The 24,194-nt window shown below is 49.0% G+C and carries 22 protein-coding genes; 5 read left to right on the top strand and 17 right to left on the bottom strand.

Going from position 1 to position 24,194, the window contains the following annotated elements; translation table 11 throughout:
- The first annotated feature begins 67 nt into the window (after window positions 1-67).
- On the top strand, window positions 68-568 hold the full coding sequence (locus tag NLX78_RS15015; RefSeq protein ID WP_254350833.1) for an NAD(+) diphosphatase: 501 nt from the start codon (window positions 68-70) through the stop codon (window positions 566-568).
- A gap of 164 nt (window positions 569-732) precedes the next feature.
- On the opposite strand, the gene NLX78_RS15010 is transcribed toward NLX78_RS15015, so the two are convergent.
- From NLX78_RS15010 to NLX78_RS14970, 9 genes are all read right to left on the bottom strand, one after another.
- The gene (locus NLX78_RS15010) at window positions 733-1,809 is read right to left on the bottom strand and encodes a Gfo/Idh/MocA family protein (protein ID WP_254326949.1); all 1,077 of its coding nucleotides are present in this window, start codon (window positions 1,807-1,809) and stop codon (window positions 733-735) included.
- A 227-nt stretch (window positions 1,810-2,036) separates the two neighbouring features.
- Window positions 2,037-2,450: a DUF350 domain-containing protein gene (locus NLX78_RS15005; RefSeq protein ID WP_165178869.1), complete on the bottom strand. Its 414-nt coding sequence runs from the start codon at window positions 2,448-2,450 to the stop codon at window positions 2,037-2,039.
- 95 nt (window positions 2,451-2,545) lie between these two features.
- A complete protein-coding gene (locus NLX78_RS15000; protein WP_254350832.1) occupies window positions 2,546-3,979 on the bottom strand; it encodes a glutathionylspermidine synthase family protein in 1,434 nt (477 codons plus the stop codon).
- A 1-nt stretch (window position 3,980) separates the two neighbouring features.
- Entirely contained in the window at window positions 3,981-4,319 is a 339-nt protein-coding gene (locus tag NLX78_RS14995) for a hypothetical protein (protein WP_023986799.1), read from the bottom strand.
- Window positions 4,319-4,831: a hypothetical protein gene (locus NLX78_RS14990; RefSeq protein ID WP_254350831.1), complete on the bottom strand. Its 513-nt coding sequence runs from the start codon at window positions 4,829-4,831 to the stop codon at window positions 4,319-4,321. The genes NLX78_RS14995 and NLX78_RS14990 overlap by 1 nt, the downstream gene beginning before the upstream one ends.
- Window positions 4,832-4,961: 130 nt before the next feature.
- Window positions 4,962-5,867, bottom strand: a complete 906-nt coding sequence (locus NLX78_RS14985; RefSeq protein WP_061829994.1) for a M15 family metallopeptidase — start codon at window positions 5,865-5,867, stop codon at window positions 4,962-4,964.
- Between the two features lie 151 nt (window positions 5,868-6,018).
- Window positions 6,019-6,744 carry a phosphoribosylglycinamide synthetase gene (locus tag NLX78_RS14980; RefSeq protein ID WP_254326945.1) on the bottom strand — a complete coding sequence of 242 codons (726 nt, stop codon included), beginning with the start codon at window positions 6,742-6,744 and terminating at the stop codon, window positions 6,019-6,021.
- A gap of 20 nt (window positions 6,745-6,764) precedes the next feature.
- A complete protein-coding gene (locus NLX78_RS14975) occupies window positions 6,765-9,890 on the bottom strand; it encodes a DEAD/DEAH box helicase (RefSeq protein WP_254350830.1) in 3,126 nt (1,041 codons plus the stop codon).
- A gap of 182 nt (window positions 9,891-10,072) precedes the next feature.
- Window positions 10,073-11,005, bottom strand: a complete 933-nt coding sequence (locus NLX78_RS14970; RefSeq protein ID WP_254350829.1) for a helix-turn-helix transcriptional regulator — start codon at window positions 11,003-11,005, stop codon at window positions 10,073-10,075.
- 108 nt (window positions 11,006-11,113) lie between these two features.
- Between NLX78_RS14970 and NLX78_RS14965 the strand changes: the two genes are divergently transcribed.
- Window positions 11,114-11,653, top strand: a complete 540-nt coding sequence (locus NLX78_RS14965) for a dihydrofolate reductase family protein (RefSeq protein ID WP_134904854.1) — start codon at window positions 11,114-11,116, stop codon at window positions 11,651-11,653.
- 82 nt (window positions 11,654-11,735) lie between these two features.
- Here the strand turns inward: NLX78_RS14965 and NLX78_RS14960 are convergent, their stop codons facing one another.
- The 3 genes from NLX78_RS14960 to NLX78_RS14950 all read right to left on the bottom strand — a co-directional run bounded on the left by NLX78_RS14960 (window position 11,736) and on the right by NLX78_RS14950 (window position 14,837).
- A complete protein-coding gene (locus NLX78_RS14960) occupies window positions 11,736-13,031 on the bottom strand; it encodes an ABC transporter substrate-binding protein (protein WP_023986792.1) in 1,296 nt (431 codons plus the stop codon).
- An 87-nt stretch (window positions 13,032-13,118) separates the two neighbouring features.
- Window positions 13,119-13,955, bottom strand: a complete 837-nt coding sequence (locus NLX78_RS14955) for a carbohydrate ABC transporter permease (protein WP_061829999.1) — start codon at window positions 13,953-13,955, stop codon at window positions 13,119-13,121.
- Entirely contained in the window at window positions 13,956-14,837 is an 882-nt protein-coding gene (locus NLX78_RS14950) for a carbohydrate ABC transporter permease (RefSeq protein ID WP_025721893.1), read from the bottom strand.
- 208 nt (window positions 14,838-15,045) lie between these two features.
- On the opposite strand from NLX78_RS14950, the gene NLX78_RS14945 reads away from it, so the two are divergent.
- Both NLX78_RS14945 and NLX78_RS14940 read left to right on the top strand, forming a co-directional pair.
- A complete protein-coding gene (locus NLX78_RS14945) occupies window positions 15,046-16,860 on the top strand; it encodes a sensor histidine kinase (protein WP_235307103.1) in 1,815 nt (604 codons plus the stop codon).
- Between the two features lie 7 nt (window positions 16,861-16,867).
- On the top strand, window positions 16,868-18,502 hold the full coding sequence (locus tag NLX78_RS14940; RefSeq protein ID WP_254350828.1) for a response regulator transcription factor: 1,635 nt from the start codon (window positions 16,868-16,870) through the stop codon (window positions 18,500-18,502).
- On the opposite strand, the gene NLX78_RS14935 is transcribed toward NLX78_RS14940, so the two are convergent.
- The 3 genes from NLX78_RS14935 to NLX78_RS14925 all read right to left on the bottom strand — a co-directional run bounded on the left by NLX78_RS14935 (window position 18,468) and on the right by NLX78_RS14925 (window position 21,507).
- Window positions 18,468-19,055, bottom strand: coding sequence for a GNAT family N-acetyltransferase (locus tag NLX78_RS14935; protein ID WP_254350860.1), 588 nt, complete (start codon window positions 19,053-19,055; stop codon window positions 18,468-18,470). The genes NLX78_RS14940 and NLX78_RS14935 overlap by 35 nt on opposite strands.
- Before the next feature lie 126 nt (window positions 19,056-19,181).
- The gene (locus tag NLX78_RS14930) at window positions 19,182-20,306 is read right to left on the bottom strand and encodes an NADH-dependent flavin oxidoreductase (RefSeq protein WP_235307101.1); all 1,125 of its coding nucleotides are present in this window, start codon (window positions 20,304-20,306) and stop codon (window positions 19,182-19,184) included.
- A gap of 250 nt (window positions 20,307-20,556) precedes the next feature.
- Window positions 20,557-21,507 carry a bile acid:sodium symporter family protein gene (locus NLX78_RS14925; protein ID WP_061830004.1) on the bottom strand — a complete coding sequence of 317 codons (951 nt, stop codon included), beginning with the start codon at window positions 21,505-21,507 and terminating at the stop codon, window positions 20,557-20,559.
- Between the two features lie 242 nt (window positions 21,508-21,749).
- On the opposite strand from NLX78_RS14925, the gene NLX78_RS14920 reads away from it, so the two are divergent.
- Window positions 21,750-22,505, top strand: coding sequence for a tryptophan-rich sensory protein (locus NLX78_RS14920; protein WP_254350827.1), 756 nt, complete (start codon window positions 21,750-21,752; stop codon window positions 22,503-22,505).
- A 327-nt stretch (window positions 22,506-22,832) separates the two neighbouring features.
- Here the strand turns inward: NLX78_RS14920 and NLX78_RS14915 are convergent, their stop codons facing one another.
- Complete coding sequence (locus NLX78_RS14915; protein WP_069290971.1) at window positions 22,833-23,213, bottom strand: RidA family protein; 381 nt, start codon at window positions 23,211-23,213, stop codon at window positions 22,833-22,835.
- Between the two features lie 219 nt (window positions 23,214-23,432).
- On the bottom strand, window positions 23,433-24,152 hold the full coding sequence (locus NLX78_RS14910) for an NAD(P)H-binding protein (RefSeq protein ID WP_254350826.1): 720 nt from the start codon (window positions 24,150-24,152) through the stop codon (window positions 23,433-23,435).
- Between the last annotated feature and the right edge of the window lie 42 nt (window positions 24,153-24,194).

The following is a 24,194-nucleotide window of genomic DNA, read 5'->3' as shown; positions in this document are numbered from 1 at the left end:
CAGTACAAACACGGCATTAAAAGCAACATTTACAATTTTAAAAATGGGATACAAGGGTGGAGCTTACATGAAATATTGCTATGAATGCGGAACAAAATTGATGGTGAAGGAGTGTGAAGGCGAAGGAACTATCCCCTTTTGTCATACATGCCAGGTCTTTCGTTTCCCGATATTCAGCACTGCGATCAGTACCGCTGTATTGAATAGTCAGAGAGATAAGGTGCTGCTCATACAGCAGTACAATATTCAAGGCTTCATTTTATTGGCAGGTTATGTGAACAAGGGTGAATCCGCCGAGCAGACATTGGTGCGTGAAGTTAAGGAAGAAGTAGGATTACAAGTCGATGAGTATCAATATATGCGCAGCGAGTATTTTGAACGAAGCAATACACTGATGCTGAATTTTGTATCCATTGTGAATGACGATCAGTTGGATGTTCTTAGTACGGAGGTAGATCAAGCACGTTGGTTTACACTGGAGGAAGCCAAGCAAGCTATTTTGAAAAACAGCTTAGCTGAATCCTTCTTGCTGACCATTATTGAAAAGATTGAGGCAGGATTGATTTGAAGTGATATAAGCGTGGCGATGTGAAAATGATGAAAAAGATGTCTTTACAGATATTGAATTGCTAAACCGCAAGATGGCTGCTCTTTCCAAGGAACCCTCTTGCGGGTCACAGCATGTTTATACTCTTTGTCATTGCTGGAATTTCAGCGACTCCCCTCACATCCCTACATTTCTACTAAACGTCCATTCTCTTTCCAGGATTGCAGTATTTTCTCAAGTACCCACTGGTTTTTGTAGCCGTCCTCGAATAAGGGAGCACGATCCACAGACTTTCCCCTTGCCAGCTCAACAAAATCTTCATAGGCCGTATGATTATAGATTGCAGGGACAGCCCAACTCTCGTATTCGGCACCCGGGTGTTCCAGGTCACGCAGCACAATGCGGATACTTTCCGGGTTATTGAGGCTGGCGTGCAGCGTACCAAGTTCCCCATAGATATCGACTTCGATATCGTGCCGTATGCCGATGGCATTTTTATGAGTGATAAAGGTTCCCACGGTATTGTCGCCTACGATGCCATGAAAGGCAGCGAGATCTTCCACATCCACTTTTACAGGCAGACCCGTGATCGGATCGAACCGCTCGGGTGTAATGGTATGTAGCAGCGCTGCGACACTTTTAAATTCACCCACCAGAAAACGGGCCAGATCAATGATATGTGAGGCTGTATCCCCCACTACCCCAGAACCAGCCTTGGCCAAATTGTGACGCCATGTATACGGATGCTGACGATACGGCGCAAATGCATCCATTAGATAACGAAATTGAATGTTATAGATTTTGCCCAGCTTTTGCTCATCCAGCAGTTGCTTGGTATATTGGAAGGCCGCGCCGTAGCGATGCTTATAGTGAACCAGCAAAGGCACCGGATTCGCTGTATATAGCTTTTTCAACTGATCCGCTTCCTCCCATGTGAGAGTCAATGGTTTTTCTGCCAGTACAGCTTTGTGTTCTTCCAGCGCAATACGAATAATGTCAAAATGCACATCATTGGGTGTCAGCGACAGAATCGCATCTACCTCTGGGTCACGGATTAATGCTTCATAATGGGCGTACCGCTTGGAAGCAGGCAGTTGCAATTGTTCTCCGATAGCTTGAAGGCGATTGGGATTCACATCACTAACGGCCACAATAGATACCCCCGAGATGGTGTGCAGTGATCTTATGTGATATTCAGCGATAAGACCCAGGCCAATGATACCCATCCGAATTTGTTTGGTTGGTGAGGTGGAGGTACTCATATGTTCAGAATTCCCTTCTCTTCTATTTGGTTTGAACTCTGTGGCAAATTCCTTTTGCTATGCAGTATCACCCGTTGCTTTATAGAATAGTCCCCGCAGGAAGTGATCGTTGCAACCTTTAATTCAACAGTCTGATGCCGGGCAGTGAATGCAATGTTCCATAAAAAAAGGATCTGCAGCTCCGTTGTCCGGTATTGCAGATCCTTGGTATTCCTTCTCTATGTCGACTACATCAAAAATGTACCTACGACAAAAGACACCCCGACGATGATCGAGCGCAGCAGCTGTGCCAGAGCCACATTGCCTTTGGCAATTTCCTCGCACACCTTGGTACGCGGCGTCACCAGATCAAAAATCACATAGACCAAACACAATACTACAATGCCTACGGCCGACCATGTCAGCATTTCGAGCCATGAATGACTGCTGTACGACACCATCCCCACGATGATACACAGACCTAGCAGCTTTGCACCCATATAGATGCCTGCCGCCTCATTGCCGCGTGCGATTTCTTGATTATCGTTATAACGTGTCAGCAAACTGAACACAAAATAACCTACGATTAAGATAGCAAATAGGATAAGCAGGCCGATACCTACATTGCCCAATGCGTTCCCCAAACTGATATAAGAGTCCAATTTTCTTCCTCCTTATGATACTTCAGGATTTTGCAAAATCCTCACTTGTGAAAATGAACAGATATGTTCGAATATTATACATTTTTTAATTCAGCTTATATAACGTGCGGATTAGGAGGTGCGGTGGCAACGGCGGCGGCGCAATAGTAGGCCATATCACCTGTTACCTTTTCACCGATTCGCGGCAGGACACCCGCAAAACGCCCCCCAATCACGAATATACCTGTTAGTACATAGCCATGAAATAATCCTTCGTCGGTCTGTACCTCTGCGCTCTGCATCGGCCACAGCCGCTGATAAATCTTAGGCTGTCCCTCGTAATAAGCGGCAATATGTGCGGCTTCCTCCTGGTCAGGCGTTCGTGGAGCGTCAGCTTGGTGAAGCTGATCAGGGTTGTCAATCTCCGCAGGTTCAACCTCTCCCAAGGCGCCTTTCAGCATCTCCTCGGATTGAGGATGTTCAATCAAGTGCGTCCCTTTACCCTCCCGTCCCCATATACCTTTGGCCACATAAGGCTCTTTATTTTGCATAAACACCGAGGGCTCAAAATACGTAGGCAGCAGGTAGGTTCGTATCACCTCCAGCTCGCGATCGTCAAACAAACGAAAGCCACAGAACTCTGGTGTTTGCTCATTTCGCTCATACAGTGACCACACGGTTGCGGTGAACCCTTTGCTCTGGGTAATGATATGCTGCGGCGGGTTGATTAATCCTATTTTCCCGTCTGCCACCATATCCATTAGCGCCTGCCCCACCTCAAGCCCCGTATTCTCTTCCCGGTCATCAATTAGATATTCCAGCGGATACAGGCGATAGAGAATGTGGATCTGCCCTCCCCGGTGATACAATCCTTCATTCGGGATAATCTCCAGTTCTTCCAAAGGAGCATAAACGACTTCGAATCCGGCTTGTTCACATAAATGCATAATATATTTGGTGTTGGTCTGATCCTCGATGTGCCAGTCATAGCAAGCAAAATACACCTTTGTCCCTAATCCCTTGCGACTATAAAAATGAATAAGCTCCGTCAAGGCAGACTGAATCGCCTCGTCCATTCCAGATGAGGGTCCATGTAGTGCATTGTCATCTTCCGACATTCCATCCCTACTCAGCACCTCCAGCAGCTTTCCTTCGAGATAAGCCACCTCGGGAATCCCGGTTGGGGTATCGGTGTTATTCTCAATGCACTTGATACCCGCTTCCCCCACAATCCAATCCTGGCGGGTTATCCCATCCGGCTCGGCCTCCATACGTGCAGCACGCAGCAAGCCCGGATGAATCCCCAACCGTTCCACCAGGTATTCATCCGGCATATAGCGCTGAACGAATTGCTGAACCTTGCGATAAATACGATGTACCGCCTCAGAAGCAACCTGAAGCTCTGCCAGCTCGCTTTCCCGATATACCGTTAAGGCCGGCACACAATAGGATTTGCCATACATGCGGTGATACGGGATGGTACGGCTGATTTCACCCTTAAAAAGCTCATCATGTTCATAAGGCAATTGCCGAATCGTACGCATGCTCATCTTAACCCCCAGAGAAAAAGCCGCTGCGTGAGCCGCTGCTGCCAAAACCGCTGTGTGAGCTGGAAGATGAGGATGAGCTTTTGCGGTATGAGCTGGAAGATGAACGACTGCTATGGTATGAGGATCCTCCACTATAATAAGTCGATCCGCCATAGTAATACCCGCTGCTGCCTGAATCCCGACACGCCGTTTGTTCCGATACAGGAAGCTCATCGCAGTCATAATACTCGTCGTCACCGCACCCCGTCAGAGCAGCTGGGACAGCCAACATCAGGGCAAAAGCCGCCATCCGTGTACGAGAGCCGGGCTTGGATTTCATCTTTTCCCAGGAATGCTCCATCACAGATCGACCTCCTTCACAAACAGATGTACCTTTTTCAGCTGAGGGTCCAGTACCGAATATATAAATTCATATGTTTTGCCACCCAGTACTGTATAGTGATCTAATAGCCGTTGGGCCAACTCCAAAGTAAATACCGAACCTTCCCGCTGGTCCATACTACGGAATGCAGGTTCATGCCATATCCAGTACATTGCACTGTATGTGGAAGTGTAACCTCCCTCACTGGCAAGCACGAGGTCTGTGATGGACGCACCGTAAGGCTTTGCACGTTCCCCTGTAAATTCAGTCACATAGACGGAATGATCCGTATGTTCCTCACTTTCATTCGATATATGCGACCATAGTTTGTCATGGAGACGCGTAGCGTCTACAAGCTTGCGTAGAAACAACTCATCTCCCGATACGGATTCCCGTGTCAGGCTGCGCAGTTCCTTTTGAGTGTCTTCCGACCATTCGCGATACGTTAATGAATAATAAATGATGATTCCCTTCCTGTACGCTTCTGTCATGAGGTTTGCAACAAATCAAAGCGCTTATGTCGTCGCTCACTATACGAGATTCTACCTTGAAAAGGTTCAATTTGGAAGAAAAATACGACAAAAAGCCGCAATCCCTAGGATTACGGCTTGGTTTTCACTGCTACAGCTTGATATTGTTCTCGTCGAAATATTCCTCCAGCGTCATCCCCTGCTTGGCTACATCCTCCGCAATGTCTATTCCCACATAACGGATATGCCAAGGCTCGTACACATAACCGGTCACATCTTCCTTACCCTTCATATAACGAATAATAAATCCGTATTCCGGTGCATGTTTTTCCAGCCATTCGCCTTCCTTGGAAGCTCCGAAGGATTGCTCCAGCACATTACCCACGCTTGGGCTGGATACATCAATGGACAAACCTGTCTGATGCTCACTCGTACCCGGTACAGCGCTAACTTTAGAGGCATATTCCTGCCCCTTTGTCTTTACATTGTTGTTGAAAATAGATACCTGACGCTTATAGGAACGGTATCCCGATACCGCACGCAGCTCAATGCCGTCTTTTTCCGCACCGTCGAACAGCTTCTCCAGTGCCTCTGCCGCTTCCTTACGCAAATGCCGCTTTTCATGCGGTCCCTCGAAGGAAAAAGGCACCTGCGGCTCCACCAAGTCATCGGGGACATAGCCTACAGGCAAGCTGCGCTTTTTGTTCACAACGACTGTATCAGAAGTCGCATTGGTGACAATCGCAGTTCCATCCTCTTCCTTAACCGTGGCTTGCAGCGCACTCTGGCTTCGCAACGCCATCACAGGCTCGGCCTGTCCACTTCCTGTACCCGCAGAGGCTTGTCCAGCGCTAGTGCTGCCATTGCCCGCATCCGGCTGGGCGGAAGGCTGTACATTCTCCTGTACCGCTGTAGATGACTTCAACGGCTCGCTTTCCTGTCCACCTGATCCTCCCTGCTGGCAGGCTGCCAGTAATAGCCCTGGCAGGATCAGCCCCGGAATGAGCGCTTTGGTCCATCTCTTAGATGCTCGCGTCTGTTGTATATGTCGTTTCATGCTGGTATCTCCTCCAATATTGCATTTGATGCATGACTTGCTGTGACTTTTTCGTTACCCCATTGTAACTGAACTTTTGGCACTCTTCGAAGCCATTATCCCGTTCGATGAAGGCGAATAGACTCGAAAAAGGAAGTATATACCCGAATTGTTACGGAGTATGACGTTTTTGCGGGATTGCAGCTCGGGCCCGCTCGGCTACCCGTTCACGTATGAGTTTCAATGCCTCTTCCGCACGGGGTAAACCCGGCAGCAAAGCTGTAATATCCGCTTCCTTCTTAGGAGCAAGCTTCTGCGGCAGACGAATCTCAATTGCATGAAAGCCCGCACCGGGACGATGCAATGCTCCTTCTGCGGCAGACTCCGCAATCCATTCGCTAATCGCTGCCGATCCGCTGCGTCCGCCCTCTGGCCGCGAGGTAGACTCAAGCGCAGGGGATGTCCCCTGCACATGGGATAACTCCCCGGCCCAAGCACTGAATACGTACTCCAATAGCTCTTCCCGTGTCATTCCAATCAGTTCTAGACAGGTCTGCGGCTCGCTTTCCAGACCGGTTTGAAGAGCTTTCTTCACCTCGTCGACTACACCCACGCCATCCTCCGTGCTAGAAGTGGCTGTCTCAGCTGCTAGCTGAACGATCTCATCCAGCGATAGACAGTTTTTCCCTTGCAAAAAACGGTAGATGTCCAAAGGATCTGCTTTTAGCTGCTCCAGCCATGCTTTTCGCTGTTCGGGGTTCAGTACAGGCGCTGGGCCAGTCCATTGGACAGCATGTGTGGAAGGTACCCCCGTTGATTCGCCTTCCAATCCATGTCCGTCTAATTCCGCTATCCATTGACCGTCAGTTACTTTTAGCTTCACTCGCGGCCTCGTCATCGCCTTCATCCTTTCTCTGCTCACTCAATCCATACATCATTTTGCAACGCAATCAGACCGCGCAATTCATCATCAGACATTTCGGTGAGCCAATGCTCACCGGAGCCGACAACCTGCTCGGAAAGTGCCTTTTTGCTCTCGATCAGCTCGTCGATCCGCTCCTCCAGTGTACCTTGGCAAATCAGCTTGTGCACTTGTACATTGCGGCTTTGACCAATACGGAATACACGGTCCGTCGCCTGATTTTCCACTGCTGGATTCCACCAGCGGTCATAGTGAATGACATGGCTGGCACGTGTCAGGTTCAGACCCACACCACCTGCACGCAGGGAAAGTACGAATATATTCGGGCCTTCTCCCTGCTGGAAGTTGTGAACAATTTCATCTCGTCTGGTTTTCGCTAGTCCTCCATGCAGAAAATACGGCTCTTCCCCGAAGATTTTGGCCAAACGAGAGACCAGCAATTCTCCCATCGACACATATTGGGTGAATATCAGCGCCGATTCGCCGTTCTCGCGAATCGTCTCTACCAATTCCAGCAGTCGCTCCATTTTGCCCGAGTTTTCCGTTTTACCACTATCAGCCCGACCCGGAATGATCAGACCCGGATGGTCACAAATCTGCTTCAACTTGGTCAGTGAAGACAGAACAAGTCCTTTGCGAGCCATACCGATCTGCCCATCCAGTGTTCCCAATAATTGATCCACCACGCCCCGATACAATCCGGCCTGCTCTGGTGTCAGTACACAGTAGGATTTCAACTCCAGCTTCTCTGGCAAATCCTTGCGTATATCTGGGTCGCTTTTGAGTCGACGCAGCATGAACGGGGAGACGAGCCGATGAAGCTCGCGCAACGCGGACCCCCGCTCTTCTCCCGCCAAACTGTAACGCTGGCGGAACGAAGACGCCGTACCGAGGTAACCTGGATTCAGGAATTGAAAAATAGACCACAGCTCGCTCAGCCGATTTTCTACCGGAGTACCTGTCATGGCAATCCGGTGTGGAGCAGACAGCTTCATGACGCTTTGCGCTTGCTTTGTTCGTGCATTTTTTATATATTGCGCCTCATCCAACACGATGGAGGACCAGTATACCGCAGATAAATCGCTGCCGTCCCGGCCCGCCAAATGATAGGTAGTGAGGACGATATCATACTCACGTACACTTTCCTGAAACAGCTCACCGTGGAGTCGCTGGTTGCCATGGTGAATATACAGCGACAAATCCGGTGAAAAACGCTTCAACTCGCGCTGCCAGTTGCCGAGCAAGGACGTCGGACAGATGATCAACGCCGGACGTTGATCATCTGCGCCGATGCCACCGTCGAGCAGGCAGGTGATGACCTGAATCGTTTTACCAAGCCCCATGTCGTCCGCAAGACAGACGCCAAAGCCCAATCCACGCATCGCAGCCAGCCATTGAAAGCCGCGCTCTTGATAGGGCCGTAATGCGCCGTGCAGTGTCTCCGGCACAGGCCGCAGCTCTACCGAACGGAGTACGCCGCCCTCAGCCAAAGACGCAAGCAATCCGGCGGATTCCGCGCCAAAGATGGACAAGCCTTTCCATGAGGCCTCGCCTGCACTTTCATTTTCAGCAGCCAGATGCATCCATTCGGACAAGCTCATCTCACCGTTTTCCCCGCGCTTGATAAAGCGCAGCACCTGACGGATTTCCTTGGGATCGACCTCGATCCATTCCCCTCCGAGACGTACATACGGCAAATTGGCCGCGACGATGCTTTCCAGTTCCTCCATCGTCAAAGTCGTATCACCCAGCACAGCCTCGGCATCAAACGAAATCATGCGGTTAATGCCGACAGACGATGTATCGGCAATCACACCATCTGGCTTGGCACCCTGCTCTGTCGAACGCATTTTGAGCCGCAAGCCTGCACGTCTTCGGCCCTCCCGGCTCCAGCGTGAAGGCATTTGCACGGTGATACCGTTCTTTTGTAGTGCAGGAACGGCTTCCGTCAGGAAGCGGAAGAACAACTCTGGCTCCAGTGTCAGGCCCTCGGGATAAGGACGATTCAACGCTTCTTGCAATATAGGTGCCGCTTCAGCCGCCTGTCCGAGCCTCATTAGCAGTTGCACCTGCACTTGACGATATACAATTCCGCCTCGAACCAGATCACGTTCAGGATGCGCCCACAGTGCCAGAGCAGGCAGTCGCAACCCCGGCTCAGCATCGCTTTCTGCCCAAAAGGTAATGCGCCAATCCTTGACACTCTCTTCCAGGGAAGGCTCCAAACGAAGGCACAACCGCAGTTGCCCTTCTATCGGCTCCTTGTCTTCCCGTTCCGTGACAGGCATTGCGCTTCCCTCAACAGAGGACGCTTGAAGCACCAGCTCCTCCATCTCCGCTGGCGTTCCCTGAATCGCCACCGGGCGGGAACCTGTCAGCAGACTGTTCCACCACAGCTCTGCCAGCGGCGATCCTCCGCGCCGATACTCTGCGCGATATCGACCCAGCTCACGGTCTGATGCTGCCAGCACCGCGGTCGTTTCCGCATGGATGACCGCACACAAGAAGGAGTACAGCACGATTCCGGCTGCATCCTCGCGTGTTTCAGGCTCCTTACCCGCAAAAACGGCCGGAGCCGCCATACAAACAGCTGGCATCGCAGCAGCCAGCTCATGAAAGCGGCGTATGTCCTCCTCTTGACACAGTCGAGGAATCCACACCCCGACAGCCGCTTCCGGACCACGACGACGCGGTCCCGATGGACGCGCCTCTGTAAGCGATGGCGCAATTTCGCCCCGCTGCATCAGCTCTAGCGCAAAATAAGCGGCTTTTTGCCAATATTGCATTTCCTCGCCCAGCGTAATGCCCGATGCCGCACAGCCCTTCTCGTCCATGCGGGTCAGCAGTGCCATCGTCTCGCGCGGTTCCAGCGCCAAACCCTCCAATGTACGCCCCAACATGGAACGTCTTTTGCCACCTCTGCCCGCGGTTTCCACACGAGCAGTGTTCGGTATCCGTACCTCAGCAAGACGCAACGCAGCCTGCCGAAACGGCCGAAGGTCTCCCTTTAGCGTCAGCCTGCGGATTACACTGCTCCACGCATCGATACGTGGTTCCGACGTCTCACCAGAAAAGCAAAAAAACACATCTCCGAGCCATATTCCATAAAGCGGTTGATTCATATCTGTCTCCCGTCCAGCCTTTTGAATTATTACTCTTCATCATATACGAAAACGGGCTCTTTTCAAAACTTTATCACAAAAATAAATGGAAAGTCATAAGTTAATAACCTTAAATATTCATGTGATTAACTATAAAAAAGGGGAGTCCGAAAAGCCATGGAAATGGCTATGGATACTCTCTCCTATTCGTCATCCTCCTTCAGATAAGGATGCAGGCTGTCTTGCAGCAATTCCTTGACCCTCATCCGCAGCTCTTTCGGATATATGACCTCGGCCTCTGGCCCGTATTCTAGCAAAAGTCGGGACACATATCTAAACTCTTCGACCGGAATATATCCCTGCCATTCCTGATCCTGCCCTTCTTGATGGGAAACATTTTGGAAGAGGGCATCTGATCCAGCCAGCCTGGCACCCAATGCGGTAAATTTTATTTTGGACGGAATTCCTATACGGGAATCCTCCGAAGCCAACCATTCCTGAAGTGTGGGAAGGCTGTCTGAGGTTTCGTCCAGCATCGTTATTGTAATCACCCGATCTGAACGGTACAGAATGATGCGGTCTCTGCTATGCGCTGGCATGTACCAATATCCGTGATCAAAATACAGTCCAATCGGATATACTTCAGTCCACTTTTCACCGGAAGCGGAGCGGTAAAACATGTTCACCCGGCGCTTATTCAACGCAGCCTCCAAAATGATTGAGGTGTAGGGTGACTCTGCGTGAGTGGGTAGCATACGAAAAGAAATGTACTCCTTTAATTGATCAATACTGTCCTGCACATCCTGTGGAAGCTCGGCATAATAGTGCTCGGATAAATGTCCACGAACCGAGCCAAAAGGGATATCTGGAATGTTCTCCAACAGTTGCAGCATGAGGAAAAGACCCAGAGCCTCGTCGCGAGCAAGATGAAGGGGAGGAAGAAGCCGATTGGGGAGTGCCCGATACCCGCCATGAGGACCCATTTCGGTATAAAGGGGTAACCCGGTCTGCTGCAAATAGTCGAGATCTCTTTGTATTGTCCTGACAGAGACACCAAAACGTTCAGCCAGCTCACGCGCCGTATATTTTTTTCGGGAATCCAGTATCCTCATAAGAGCAATTCTGCGTTCGTTCATAAGGTACCCCTCGAATCCAAAATTAATTTTAAATGACCGTTTTAACTACGACATACTATGTCATAAATACATTGTAACATTAGGAAATAGAAAAGGAGTGAATGAACTATGGAAGATTTGAAATCAAACGCAGTTGTGCTGTATATTGCCATGAGTCTCGATGGGTATATAGCTTTGCCGGACGGTTCGGTGGACTGGCTGTATGATGTTAAAGGGGATGGCGGGGACAATGGATATGCCGACTTTTACGACACCGTAGGTACAGTGCTGATGGGCAGGCTGACGTATGAGGAAGTGTTGAAGCTCTCCGATGATTTCCCTTATGCTGGCAAGCCATGCTATGTGCTCACACGAGCATTAACGGAACAACAGCAAGCGCCACATGTTACATTTACGGACGAAGCTCTGACTGAACTGGTTCCACGTCTACAAGAACAATCGGAAGGTGCGGTATGGCTAGTCGGTGGAGGCCAGTTAGTTCAGGCCTTCTTACAAGCTGGACTGCTGGAGAAGGCTATCATTGCGATCATTCCCAAGGTGCTTGGACAAGGAATACCGTTATTTCCAGAAGGAACGCTACCAAGTACATTTAAGCTCAAAGAAATAGAACGCCGTGGGGATATCGCTCTGCTCCATTACCATTTATAATTTTGTTTACAGAAAAGCCTTCATATTTCAGGATCATGCAATCTCCCTGAAATATGAAGGCTTTATCGCGTGCTTTTGTTCATTATTTGGTCTTCAAATTATCCCATGTTCTCTGGAAATCCTCGAATAGCTTCCCGGCATCCGATTTACCTGCCACATAAGCTTGCATCTGACTTCCGAATTCTTGCTGTGCTCCTTCAGGATAGCGGCTAAAGAACCAGCCCAACAGTTTGTTTTCCTTACTGTATTTCACCACTTCCGCACCCAGTTGGCCCATATCAGCCTCTGCCCCTTCGATGCTCTTGAACGCTGGAATAAACTTGAATTCCTTGGTGATATACTTTTTACCCTGCTCGGATGTCACCATCCAGTTTAAGAACTCCTTCGCCTCGGGTTTGACAGTCGAATTTTTATTAACCACCCAGTTGTTAGCGACACCTACAAACAGCTTATCTCCGGCTGTTGCATCTTCACCAATCGGCATAGGCAAAATACCCAAATTCAGCTTCGGATTAATTCCGTCAATTTGGACCTGAGTCCAGTTCCCTTGCTGCATCATGGCAGCCTTTCCAGTAGCGAAGTTCGTTACCTGCGTGTTGTAATCGGTCGTGAGCGGCTTCGAATTGCCATACTTCATGGTCAGATCGAACAGCTTAACCCACTCGGCGAATACAGCGTTGCCCGGAATCTTTGCTGTTCCATCATTTAGTCCTTTGACGAAGGCCGAAGGGTCCGGCTGATTGGCAAATGCCACGTTCAGCAAATGATTGCCCAGCACCCAAAACTCCTGATATCCATTAGAAAATGGAGTTATCCCTGCGGCTTGGAGCTTTTGCGCAGCTCCCTCCAGTTCGGACAATGTTTTAGGGGTCTCCGTAATCCCCGCCTTCTTGAACAAATCCTTGTTATAAATAAAGCCGTACCCCTCCAGATTCATCGGCTGGCCATACAGCTTGCCGTCTTTGGTCATCGGTTCTTTGGCGACATCGACCACATCGCCAACCCAAGGCTGGTCAGACAGATCCTCCAAATATTCCAGCCACGTATCCAGCTCGCGGTAACCTCCTACGTTAAAAATATCCGGCTGCTCCCCGGAGGCGAACTTCGCCTTTAACGCCGCTCCATAGTCACTGCCCCCGCCGACGGTCTGAATATCGAGCTTGATCCCTGGATGAGACGCTTCGTATTCCGCTTTCATGCGATTTAGTGCTTCTGCAATCTCTACCTTAAACTGAAAAATGTGAATTGTTTTTTCCTTCACTTCCTCTTTGCCTGCGTTTTGTCCGCCACTGCTGTTACAACCTGCCAAAACCAGGGCAAAGGCCGCGAGAAGCAAGATCAGTGCTTGAGCTTTCTTTTTAAAAGTATGCGTTTTCATTTTTTATGTTCCTTTCTATTCTAAATTTCAAAGTGTCCTCCGTTTGCGGAGTGGCACACCGTGTACATTTTCAGCTCATCGCCACACTCAACCTTTGACCGAACCAGCCATAATACCTTGTATAATATATTTTTGCATGGCCAGAAAGAATACGATGACTGGCAAGATGCCCAGCACCAGAGCAGGCAAAGCCAAATCCCACTGCTTCGTGTATTGTCCAAAAAAGGCATAGGTCGCAATCGGAATCGTGCGCAGTTCAGCCTTTTGCAATACCAGAGAAGGCAGGAGATAATCATTCCAAATCCAGAGCGTATTTAAAATAATAACAGTTACCATCATCGGTAGCATCAACGGATACACAATTCGGAAAAACACTCCGTAAGGCGTACAGCCGTCCACCGTAGCTGCCTCTTCCACCTCGACTGGCACACCTTTGACGAATCCATGAAAGAGAAAGATCGACATAGGGGCTCCGAATCCCAGATAACAGATTACCAGACCACTTATACTGTTCATTAAATCCAGTGTACTTACAACCTTGACCAAAGGGATCATCACCGATTGAAAGGGAATGACCATGGCAGCTACGAACAGGCTGAACAACACTCGATTATAACGCGTCGGACGCCGGACCATTCGGTAAGCAGCCATTGAGCTGATCAGTACGAGCAGTAGATTACTAACTACCGTAACTATAAGTGAATTCCATAAAGCTTCGGGAAAACGCGTGATGCTCCACGCTCTAGCATAGTTGCTCCATACAAAGGTTTGTGGCCAGGCCGCAGAATCGGTGAGCAGGTCACCAAAGCTTTTGACCGAATTCACGAATAAAAAGTAAAACGGGACGAGGAATAACAATGCGACGAGGATCATCACCATCTCGGTCGCCCATGTTCCAAAGCGGTAGCGCTTGCTTGTTTCCATTTACGCTTCTACCTCCCGACTTTTCGTCAGTCGTACCTGAAGGCTCGTAACCAGAGCAACAATGATAAAGAAAATGAGCGCTTTAGCTGTTCCCAGCCCATAACGATTATTCACAAACGCTTCATTGTAAATATTGAGTGCAACCGACTCTGTGGACCCGAAGGGACCGCCTTTGGTCAGTGACAAATTGAGATCGAACATTTTGAATGACCATGATATCGCCAGGAAAAGACATACCGTAACGGCAGGCATGATCAAAGGAAGTATAATCGACCGCAAAATTTGCATCCGGCTTGCTCCGTCAATTTCGGCTGCTTCCAGCATATCGCGGGGCACATTGGTTAGGGAAGAGATGTAAATAACCATCAAATACCCGGCAGTTTGCCAGATAAACACGATTACAATACCCCAGAAGGCCGTGATCTCATCTCCCAACCAGGACAGATTGAAGAAGGACAAGTTCGTGCTCTCTCCGATTGCTGCAAATCCCTTGACGAAAATAAACTGCCAGATAAAGCCCAGCAACAGACCTCCAATCACATTAGGCATAAAAAAGATGGTCCTGAGTACATTTTTTGTTTTCAGCGGTTTGGTTAGAAAATACGCCAGCAGAAAGCCAAAAATATTCGCAGCCACCACTCCTACCACCGTAAAACGGACCGTAAACCAGAACGCTGTCCCAAATTTGTCATCATTCCATAAAATGTGACTGAAATTATCCAGCCCGACCCACTTTGCCTCATTGGCTACCCCATTCCACTCTGTAAAAGAATAGTACATTCCGAGCATAAAAGGGATTACAATAATGATAACGAAAAATAACGTCGACGGCCCTACAAAAATGCATTGCTGGAGCCATTGCGACGACTTGGCGCGATTCAATCCGATCCCCCCCTTTTGTTGTCTGTTGGTGTCTGGAACGCTCCCTTACGGCTTTCTTTCAGCAGCATGATGCTTGGGCCGTACGGATATGCGATTCACATGTTCATTATGTCGAATAAGCGCTCTGGAGAACACGTAGGATCGTGAACCATTAGGGGGGAAAATATTGACCTCTGGCTTGCCTTGAATTGTGAAAGGAGCTCACTGCATGAAATTTCACAGTATTCGTTCCCGCCTGATCTGGTTTTTGCTCATTGCGGTCACTCTGCCGCTGCTGCTGTCGATGACTATGACCTTCGTTCTCACCAAGCAATCCTTGCGGGAGCAGGCCACACAAGAAAATGAACGGCTTATTTTTCAGGGAATTACGAATCTGGATAACTATTTACAGGGACTGAATCGGGCGTCCATCGGAGTCTATAATGACCCCCATTTTCTGCGTAATCTGGCCAAAATTCCGGATGATTACCGGGCCGTCGCTGAAATTTACACCACACTGCAAACGATGATGAATGCTTCGTCAGGCATTGACCAAGTGTATTTGCATTCTTTTGAGGCTGGGCAATCCACGTTGATTACCAGTACAGTCCCGCTACGGGAATTCCGACTGGAGCCCTTTACTGGTTCTATTCATTACGGCCCTTCTGGACTATTCATACAGCCTTCGCACATGAAGCATTTGTACGGCTTTTCGGCGGTTTCCTATACGGAGCACAGCACAAAGCGGCAGGTATTTACACTTCATCGGGCGATTCGGAACATTCCTGCCTCAGAGACGCTTGGGGTACTAGCTATAGATGTTGATCTGGAGCCGCTGCGCAGTATTTGCCGTCAATTGTATGATGCAGATACAGAGGAGCTGTTTTTGATCGATCGGAACGGAACAATCATATATAGCGGAAAAGAAGCAGCGATTGGAACACACTGGAAGGAATCTGACCTGCTCAATCGAATTTCTAAAGAAGGCGAGCACGGAGTGATTGAGGATGATACGGCACTGCACGTATATGGCAAGCTGGATGCCAACCTATCAGGCTGGACACTCGTCAAGAAAATTCCACATCGTACGCTGTATCTACGGGCTACCCGCCTGACTCAGATTAATGCGGTCATTACAGGCGCAGCGTTGCTACTTGTCATTGTTGCCACGTTATGGATTTCGATAAAAATCACGGAACCTATTAAGCGACTGACTCGCTACATAAACCAGATTCAGTCCGGTCAACTGGATGTAGACATTCGGGCCATGAGTAACGATGAGATCGGAGTACTGTCGCGCCGTTTCAGGCAGATGATGGATACCATCAATAACCTCATTTTGCGGGAATACAAGCTGGAGCTGGCTAATAAGACACATCAGTTGAAAGCGCTTCAAGCACAGATTAATCCTCATTTTTTATATAATACGCTACAATCGATTGGAACCCTGGCTCTACAGCATGAGGTACCGCGGATTTATTCTCTGCTCTCTTCCCTTGCCAAAATGCTGCGCTATAACATGCGGGACCATACGGTCGTTACACTCAAGGAAGAAGCCGAACATGTAAAACAATATCTTGATTTACAAAAGGAACGCTTCGGTGAGCAATTAGAGGTCACTTACCAGTGGGAAGATGAGGTCCTGAATGATCGGGTGCCTAAAATGATTCTCCAACCGTTGGTAGAAAACTACTTTAAACACGGTGCCGATCCCCGGCTGGGGCCCGGTGAAGTTCGCATTACAGGCAGCCGAATCCGGGAAGGCATTGTGAAAATAACCGTGGAAAACAACGGAACTTCCATTCCACAGGCCGAATTGGAGCAGCTCCAGCATATGTTAAAACGTCCGCTGAAAGCCTACGAAGAGCCGGACACTAGCGAGCAGGATTCCATTGGCCTTCGTAATGTTCTATTGCGTATTCAGCTTCACTCGGAGGATGGTTCCAACACCCTGTGCGTAGACAACATCCTGCCTCATGGTGTCCGTTATACACTCGAAATTCGCACTGAAGCCCCTGCAGAAATTCATATTAAGGGAGAGTGATCTGTCAATGAAAGTCCTGATTGTGGATGATGAGAAGCATGTACGCCATGCCATTCGGATGCTCGTACATTGGGAAGCGTGCGGTGTGAGCGAGGTACTTGAAGCTGAGTCGGGCGATCAGGCGATTGAGATCATTACCGCCCTTTCCCCACCCGTTGTACTTACGGATATGCGGATGCCCGGCAAGGATGGAGTAGCACTGATGGAGTGGATTCAAGTGAATTCCCCAGCAACCCGAGTTGTGGTGGTCAGTGGTTATGATGATTTTGACTTGGTTCGACAGGTCATCCGCCGGGGAGGCATGGACTATATTCTTAAGCCCGTAGATCCAGTGGAGATTAACGAGGCTCTAAATAAAGCCACTCAAGCCTGGCGGACAGCGGAGCAAGACCGGAACAGGCAGACGATGCAGGCCATGGAGGTCAACCGGATGAGGCCGCACTATGCCGATAAGCTCCTGACTGAGATCGTTTCCGGTATAGCAAGTACCCCTCTTTCCATTACGCCCTTACGTGAGGAGTTACGTCTTCCTGCAGCTATTCAGATATGTAATGCAGCTGTGATGAGTACCACGCAGCTGGATGCCGATATACTGGACAAATATAAAACGCGTCGTGCGCTTTTGAGCTTTTCCCTGATTAACATCTGCAACGAATTTCTTGGAACTTCTCAAACCGGAATTGCATTCCGTCATCTGGAGCGTATGGACGAAATTATTCTGCTATTTTGGGGCGAGCCATCTCGTTGGCCGCTGCTCTTGCAGGATATTCACACAGGGATCAAAACGGCTTTACGGTGTTACATGCACATCGGGGTTGGCTCTTTTGGCTCTTTTGGCGCTTTTCCCATAGCGGCAGCCACTGCCTACCAAGAGGCACGGCAAGCGTTGTGGAAACGGGATGTGTTGCAAACCGTCGACTGGATGCACCAGAGTTCCCAGACACGGCAAAGCATTCGTCTTCCCCAGTTGCCTGAGATGGAAGAGGAACTGCGGCTTAGTGCACTCAGCTGTAATGCCAATCGTGTGTCGATAGCGGTAGGCCACTGGATAGCAGCCGTAGCCGAGCTGCCTTCGGTGACAGCAGAGCAGCTAGCCAGTTGGAATCAGGAGTTGGACTGGATGCTGGCCCGCTGGCTGAATGACAGACCCGGAGATACCGATGGCGAGGAACTGGCAGATGAGTCCGGCTCCATTCATGCCTTGCCGGTCGACAACCGTGGTATGCTTTCCCTGCCCTTATGGCAAAGACAGGTTGAAAACCGACTGCTGGCAGCCGGTCAGGCACTTACACCAAGCCATAGCCCAAACAACCCGACCATCCGTGATATTGCCCGCTATCTGGATGCACACTATGACGAGGACATTTCTCTACAGGATATGGCGAGTCGCTTTTATCTCAGTCGCGAATATATTTCTCGTAAATTCAAGCAGGAGTACGGGGTTAATCTGTCGGACTATTTGTGTCAGATCAGGATGAGCAAGGCAAAGCTATTGCTGCTGAATGACAAGCTGCGCCTTCATCATATTGCCGGTATGGTCGGGTATCAGGATGAAAAATATTTTGGCAAGGTGTTCAAAAAACTGGAGGGGGTCACGCCCGGCGAATTCAGAAAACGCCATTCTGCAAATCCTCAGCCGTGACCGCATACAACACGTGATCTTCCCACACACCATTAATCTTCAAATAGTTGAGAGCCAGCCCTTCGCGGCGAAATCCTGCCTTTTCCATCACTCGATTGGAAGGCGTATTTCTTGGCATCACTCCAGCTTGAATACGGTGTAATTCCAACTCATTTAAGGCGTAGCGTACAATATCCTTCACTGCGGAAGTGGCATAGCCTTGTCCGTGGTATGCAGGATCTACAAAGTAGCCCAGATTGGCGTTTTGAAAGGGACCTCTAGCGATACCCGACAGCTCCATTCTGCCGATCAGCTTATCATTTTCCGGCAAAAAAAGTCCAAACGTATATCCTTGTCCGGCTTGTGCCGCTTCCAAACCGTTAGAAATCAGACGCGCCTGTTCTTCCAGCGTAAAGTAAATTTCAGGTCGTTCTGGCTCGAACGGTTTGAAAAAATCAAAATTTTCACATCTGATCTCTAATAAACGTTCTGCATCACTTACTTGTAACAATCGAATCTGTAGCCCCGGATGGGTGGACTTTATCAAAATGGCGCCATTAGCTTTATGTAACATTGTCATTTTCCTTCTTTCTCAGTTATTCCTATATTATTGTTCACGGTTATTATTGTTCACGGTCACGAGACAGGAAAATACCCCAGGTGCATGAGAGCAGCCTAGGGTATCTCCATCGTTCAAAATTTAGTCCGTAACAGGCATCCAGCCTGGAAGGGTCGTCAACGCACCCCACAAGTAGTCAGGAATGACTAGCTCCTGCTGGGCTTGCTTGGATAATGTCGTGCGAATGGTATCTTCTGTGCCGTTTTGCACCTTCTGAACCCATTGCGGCTCCATCAAAAGCGGACGTCCCAGCGATACAAGCGGTACACCTGTCTCCAGTGCTGCAAGCGCCTCGTCCGGTGTATTCAGCGACCCAACTCCCATAATCGGCACACGGTTACCTACCTTCTCATGGATGAGAACGGTACGTGACCGTTCGTCACTGCGGTCACGGAACGAACCACCGAAGAAATGATTTACGGAAATGTGCAGGTAATCCAGCCCTTGATCCGCCAGACGGTCTACAAGCACCATCGTATCCTCCAGCGTAATGCCTGGTGTGTGTCCTTCCTCAGGAGACAAGCGGTATCCAAAGATGAATGGCCGCTTTGCATGTTCTGCGATCACTTTCTTCACTTCGTGAACAACCGCCAGCGGAAAGGTCAATCGTTTTTCAAGACTTCCTCCCCATTCATCGGTACGAAGATTGGAGTGCGGGGAGAAGAACTGCTGGACCAGGTAACCGTTCGCTCCGTGAAGCTCCACACCATCATAGCCTGCTTCAATCGCTCGGCGAGTTGCTTCGCCATAGGCACGGATGACGCGGTGGATATCATCGGATGTCATTTCACGCGGCACAGGCGCACCTTCTTTTTCCTCGGCTACTGCGCTTGCACTGATCGGCTGTCCATCTGGAATTTGATCTGGTGGACACAGGCGGCCACCATGATAAATTTGCAGGATCGCTTTTGCGCCTTCTTGATGAATCGTATCCGCCAGACGACGCAGGCTCGGAATCATTTCATCCTTGTCCGCACCGAACTCATTGACAAAGCCTTTGCCATCTGGAGTTACATACACACAAGCGGTAATAACCGCGCCTACACCACCGGAACGTTCACGGTAGTATGCCAGCTCCTCATCACTGACTTCACCATTTTCGTGGGAAGCAAAGTTAGTCATAGGTGCCATGGTAATACGGTTCTTCAACGTAACACCGGATGGCAGGGTAAAAGTTTCAAATAGAGACTTATATTTTGGGTTCATTCGTTCTCTCTCCTTCAGTTTAAATCAGATCAGATAATATAAGGCTGTTGAGCATGAAGCCGAATACGAATTCGATGCAGTTTTCCTTCCATAACGAACTTAAACTACTGTTGCTTACTTAAATACAGTGGTTGTAATAACCACAGTATAAAGATCCGCAACTATAAAGTCAAATCTATCCTTTCTGACCTTCTCTAAACTGTTCGAAAAAACTGAACCGCAGCTACTTATCACAAGCCACTGACAAAGCTTAATGGTTTCCGGCTGTGCTGTTCTTCTCCTCCCGGCGGGAAAACCAAGTCGCGAGCAACGAGCCGGAAATATTATGCCACACGCTAAAAATCGCACTCGGTACAGCAGCAATCGGGTTAAAGTGAGCTGCTGCAAGCGCAGCGCCCAGTCCGGAATTCTGCATTCCCGTTTCCAGCGTAACAGCTTTACGCTTGGAAAGATTCATACCGAATAGCTTGGCAAACCAATATCCAAGCAGGAACCCGATACCATTATGCAAAATAACCACACCAAAAATAATCGGACCTGTCTCCAAAATCTTTCCTTTGCTGCCTGCAACCACAATAGCCACGATGAGTACAATCGCCAGTGTTGATATGAGCGGCAGCGCCTGAACACTGGCTTCTGCCTGTTTGCGAAATAGCGACTTAACGATAACACCCAGCACTATGGGGACAATAACTACGATGAGAATATCCATGATCAGCGACTTCGCATCAATATTCATCCAACGTCCAGCAAGCAGGTTAATCATCGCCGGAGTAGCCAGTGGAGCAATCAGCGTCGACACCGAAGCAATCGACACGCCCAATGCCACGTCGCCTTTGGATAAGAGCGTCATTACGTTGGAGGCAGTTCCACTCGGACAACAGCCTACCAAAATGACACCTACCGCAATATCCGGTGGCAGCTGCAATACTAATGCCAATCCAAAGGCCAGAAACGGCATAATCAGATAATGCCCGACCACACCAATAGCCACATCCACTGGGCGCCGGAATACTTCACGAAAGTCAGCCGCAGATAAAGTTAATCCCATCCCAAACATGACAATGCCCAGAAATAACTGTATGTATCCTTTCAACCCTGTAAACGCCGCAGGAAAGAAAAATCCCAAGCATGCAAATAAAAGTACCCAGATGGAAAAGGTTCCTCCTACAAATTTCCCTACTTTCTCCAAGCCATTCATTCTACTTATCTCCTTACTTCCATATAAGTTGAATCCGAGAAATTTCAGCTTATATAGTGCTTAAAATTTTCACCATCGTACTACATATGACTGCATATACATACAACTTTTTATGATTATACTGGGATCAAGAAACTTTTTCCCGTTAGGACATATTCGAAAGCAAAGTGGGTATATTTATAATAGAAGTTGTGACCAGTCGGTCATTTTGGATCATCATTCGATGAGGAGGAGATATCCCTATGTCACGAAGCCATCCGTATAAATGGTGGAATATTATTGCATTTATCGCTGTCGTTCTCGTTAACATTCTGGCTTCTACACTTCCTATCGGCGGCAGAAGCACTGCTGCTGTATCCAACATGTACCCTACCTTGATCACACCAGCGGGTTACGCTTTTTCCATCTGGTCGGTCATCTACGTACTGCTCGCCTGCTTTGTCGTGTACCAAGCTACACTTACAGGGCAATCCAAGACAAGCGTTCAGTCCATCGGTATTTTTTTTATTCTAAGCTGTCTCTTCAATATCATCTGGATTTTCCTCTGGCAGTATGTATACGTAGAGCTGTGCGTCATCGTCATTATTCTATACTTGCTTTCCCTGAGCGTCGTATATGTACGTACCCGCACGCCGCAGCCAACCCTTGGAGAAATGTGGTTCGTCAAGCTACCATTCAGCCTCAACCTCGGTTGGGTATCCGTTGCTACTATTATCAACATTGCAGTGGCACTGGAAAAGAATGAATGGAGTGGCTGGGGACTCAGCGATACGACATGGGCGATCATTTTCCTGCTCATCGGCACCGCATTGGCGATCATGGTCAGCTTCCCTTATCGCGACAGCATTTATCCTCTCGTATTTGTATGGGCCTATGTCGCCATCGCCGTCGAGCATCCGAACAATGAAAATGTACGGCTAGCCGCATTGATCTTGGCGGCAATCATTCTGGTGTACGCGCTATGGCTATTCTTTGCCCGTAATCGAGACCGGGATTAAAGAAAACGAATATGATCTCTAGCAAGAACAAGCGAGTTTGGGTCTGAATCATCTAGCCCAAGCTCGCTTGCTTTGTTTATTCATTTTAACCATGTGATTAGGTATGGACTTTAAACAAATCTATAAGCTTGCTTGTCGAGTGATCTGCATTGATTTTCTTCATATTGATAATATAATCCGACCTTTTTTCATACAAACGAAGTATTATGTCGACAAATCGTTCAGATTCCAAACAAAACACATTAAATTTGAGCAAACGGGTGTCTCTATTTAATAGGGACACCCGTTTGCCATGCAAACTTTTATTTTATGAACGGATCTTTCAGATTATTCGCCCTTCAATGCAATGACTTCAATCTCTACCAGTGCATCCTTAGGCAGACGAGCTACCTCCACCGCACTGCGTGCTGGGTAGGGTTGTTCAAAGAAAGAACTGTACACCTCATTGACGCTGACAAAATCGTTCATGTCCTTCAGGAATACAGTCGCTTTCACAACCTGGTTCATGTTGCTGCCTGCCTCTTCCAGAATGGCTTGTACATTGCTCAAGGACAGGCGTGCCTGCTCCTGTACATCCTTACCAAACTCACCTGTTGTCGGATTCAGTCCAAGCTGTCCCGAAGTGTAAATAAACCCGCCTGCCTCTACCGCTTGGCTATAAGGGCCGATAGCACCGGGTGCTTTTTCAGTAGCAATTGTTTTTTTCATATGGGTTGGATTCTCCTTCCTGATACTGGTTCACCGTATTATAGCATGTGCAGTCCAAAGCCACTATTCCGTGCGACGGGTTAACGCACTTGATGAATTAGAGATTACGGTGGATGTGCCGCAACATACAAACCGCCAATAAAACACAAATAACGCCGCTGTTGTCCGAATCATCGGGCAACAGCGGCGTTATTGTCATTTTTAACTCTAGCTGTGGTTTTACACATTCTTATCAGGAGCCGTTCCTGTACCGGGTTCCTCATCATCGGATGTTAGTTCTGCTCCGATGACTCGAATGATGTCGTTCGGATAAATATGTACGCCGCTCGCCTGTGCGAGAGCAATTCGTACCATGGCGCGTGCGATGACCGGGGCCGGGATGGCGCGGTAGGAAGCGAGCTTGCCCGTCATCAGGCCGTCCAGTGCCTTCATGACAACAGCGGCAGCGGCTTCGCCCAAACGTCGTTCAGGTCTCGCGCCCAAAATCAGCGACGGACGGAACAAATGCAGCGCAGGCAATGCGACAGCAGCAAGCGCCTCTTCAGCCTCACCTTTGGTGCGATTATAAAACACGCGTGAGTCTGGATCGGCGCCCATCGCAGAGACCGCAAGCATCTGTACCGCTCCAGCTTCTTTGCCCAACTGGGCTGTCAGCACCGGGTAGTCTAGATCCACCTGACGGAACTGCTCCTTGGAGCCCGCCTTTTTCATCGTTGTCCCAAGGCAGCAAAAAACATCATTCACCCCTTCGAAGGCGAACGCCGCTTTCTGTGGCTGTCCCCAATCGATGAGCGTCTGCTCCAGCTTGGGATGCTTGATGTCCAATGGACGTCTGCCCATAACCATGACGCGGTTGTATTCCTTTTGCACCAGCAGCTCTCGTACAACATAACCCCCGACAAGCCCTGTTGCACCCACAACGACCGCTTTGCGTTCCATGATAGACCTCCTTTGTGCCATAGCGCTCCTGCTCCTACAATT

The sequence above is a fragment of the Paenibacillus sp. Lou8.1 genome, from assembly GCF_024213565.1.
Lineage (GTDB): Bacteria > Bacillota > Bacilli > Paenibacillales > Paenibacillaceae > Paenibacillus > Paenibacillus polymyxa_B.
This window is presented reverse-complemented; position numbering and strand designations above follow the sequence as displayed.

Bases quoted from the DNA above. Each gene is read 5' to 3' on its own strand.
- NLX78_RS15015 (WP_254350833.1), top strand. From the start codon at position 68: ATGAAATATTGCTATGAATGCGGAACAAAATTGATGGTGAAGGAGTGT.
- NLX78_RS15010 (WP_254326949.1), bottom strand. From the start codon at position 1,809: ATGAGTACCTCCACCTCACCAACCAAACAAATTCGGATGGGTATCATT.
- NLX78_RS15000 (WP_254350832.1), bottom strand. From the start codon at position 3,979: ATGAGCATGCGTACGATTCGGCAATTGCCTTATGAACATGATGAGCTT.
- NLX78_RS14995 (WP_023986799.1), bottom strand. From the start codon at position 4,319: ATGGAGCATTCCTGGGAAAAGATGAAATCCAAGCCCGGCTCTCGTACA.
- NLX78_RS14990 (WP_254350831.1), bottom strand. From the start codon at position 4,831: ATGACAGAAGCGTACAGGAAGGGAATCATCATTTATTATTCATTAACG.
- NLX78_RS14985 (WP_061829994.1), bottom strand. From the start codon at position 5,867: ATGAAACGACATATACAACAGACGCGAGCATCTAAGAGATGGACCAAA.
- NLX78_RS14980 (WP_254326945.1), bottom strand. From the start codon at position 6,744: ATGACGAGGCCGCGAGTGAAGCTAAAAGTAACTGACGGTCAATGGATA.
- NLX78_RS14975 (WP_254350830.1), bottom strand. From the start codon at position 9,890: ATGAATCAACCGCTTTATGGAATATGGCTCGGAGATGTGTTTTTTTGC.
- NLX78_RS14970 (WP_254350829.1), bottom strand. From the start codon at position 11,005: ATGAACGAACGCAGAATTGCTCTTATGAGGATACTGGATTCCCGAAAA.
- NLX78_RS14965 (WP_134904854.1), top strand. From the start codon at position 11,114: ATGGAAGATTTGAAATCAAACGCAGTTGTGCTGTATATTGCCATGAGT.
- NLX78_RS14960 (WP_023986792.1), bottom strand. From the start codon at position 13,031: ATGAAAACGCATACTTTTAAAAAGAAAGCTCAAGCACTGATCTTGCTT.
- NLX78_RS14955 (WP_061829999.1), bottom strand. From the start codon at position 13,955: ATGGAAACAAGCAAGCGCTACCGCTTTGGAACATGGGCGACCGAGATG.
- NLX78_RS14945 (WP_235307103.1), top strand. From the start codon at position 15,046: ATGAAATTTCACAGTATTCGTTCCCGCCTGATCTGGTTTTTGCTCATT.
- NLX78_RS14940 (WP_254350828.1), top strand. From the start codon at position 16,868: ATGAAAGTCCTGATTGTGGATGATGAGAAGCATGTACGCCATGCCATT.
- NLX78_RS14935 (WP_254350860.1), bottom strand. From the start codon at position 19,055: ATGTTACATAAAGCTAATGGCGCCATTTTGATAAAGTCCACCCATCCG.
- NLX78_RS14930 (WP_235307101.1), bottom strand. From the start codon at position 20,306: ATGAACCCAAAATATAAGTCTCTATTTGAAACTTTTACCCTGCCATCC.
- NLX78_RS14925 (WP_061830004.1), bottom strand. From the start codon at position 21,507: ATGAATGGCTTGGAGAAAGTAGGGAAATTTGTAGGAGGAACCTTTTCC.
- NLX78_RS14920 (WP_254350827.1), top strand. From the start codon at position 21,750: ATGTCACGAAGCCATCCGTATAAATGGTGGAATATTATTGCATTTATC.
- NLX78_RS14915 (WP_069290971.1), bottom strand. From the start codon at position 23,213: ATGAAAAAAACAATTGCTACTGAAAAAGCACCCGGTGCTATCGGCCCT.
- NLX78_RS14910 (WP_254350826.1), bottom strand. From the start codon at position 24,152: ATGGAACGCAAAGCGGTCGTTGTGGGTGCAACAGGGCTTGTCGGGGGT.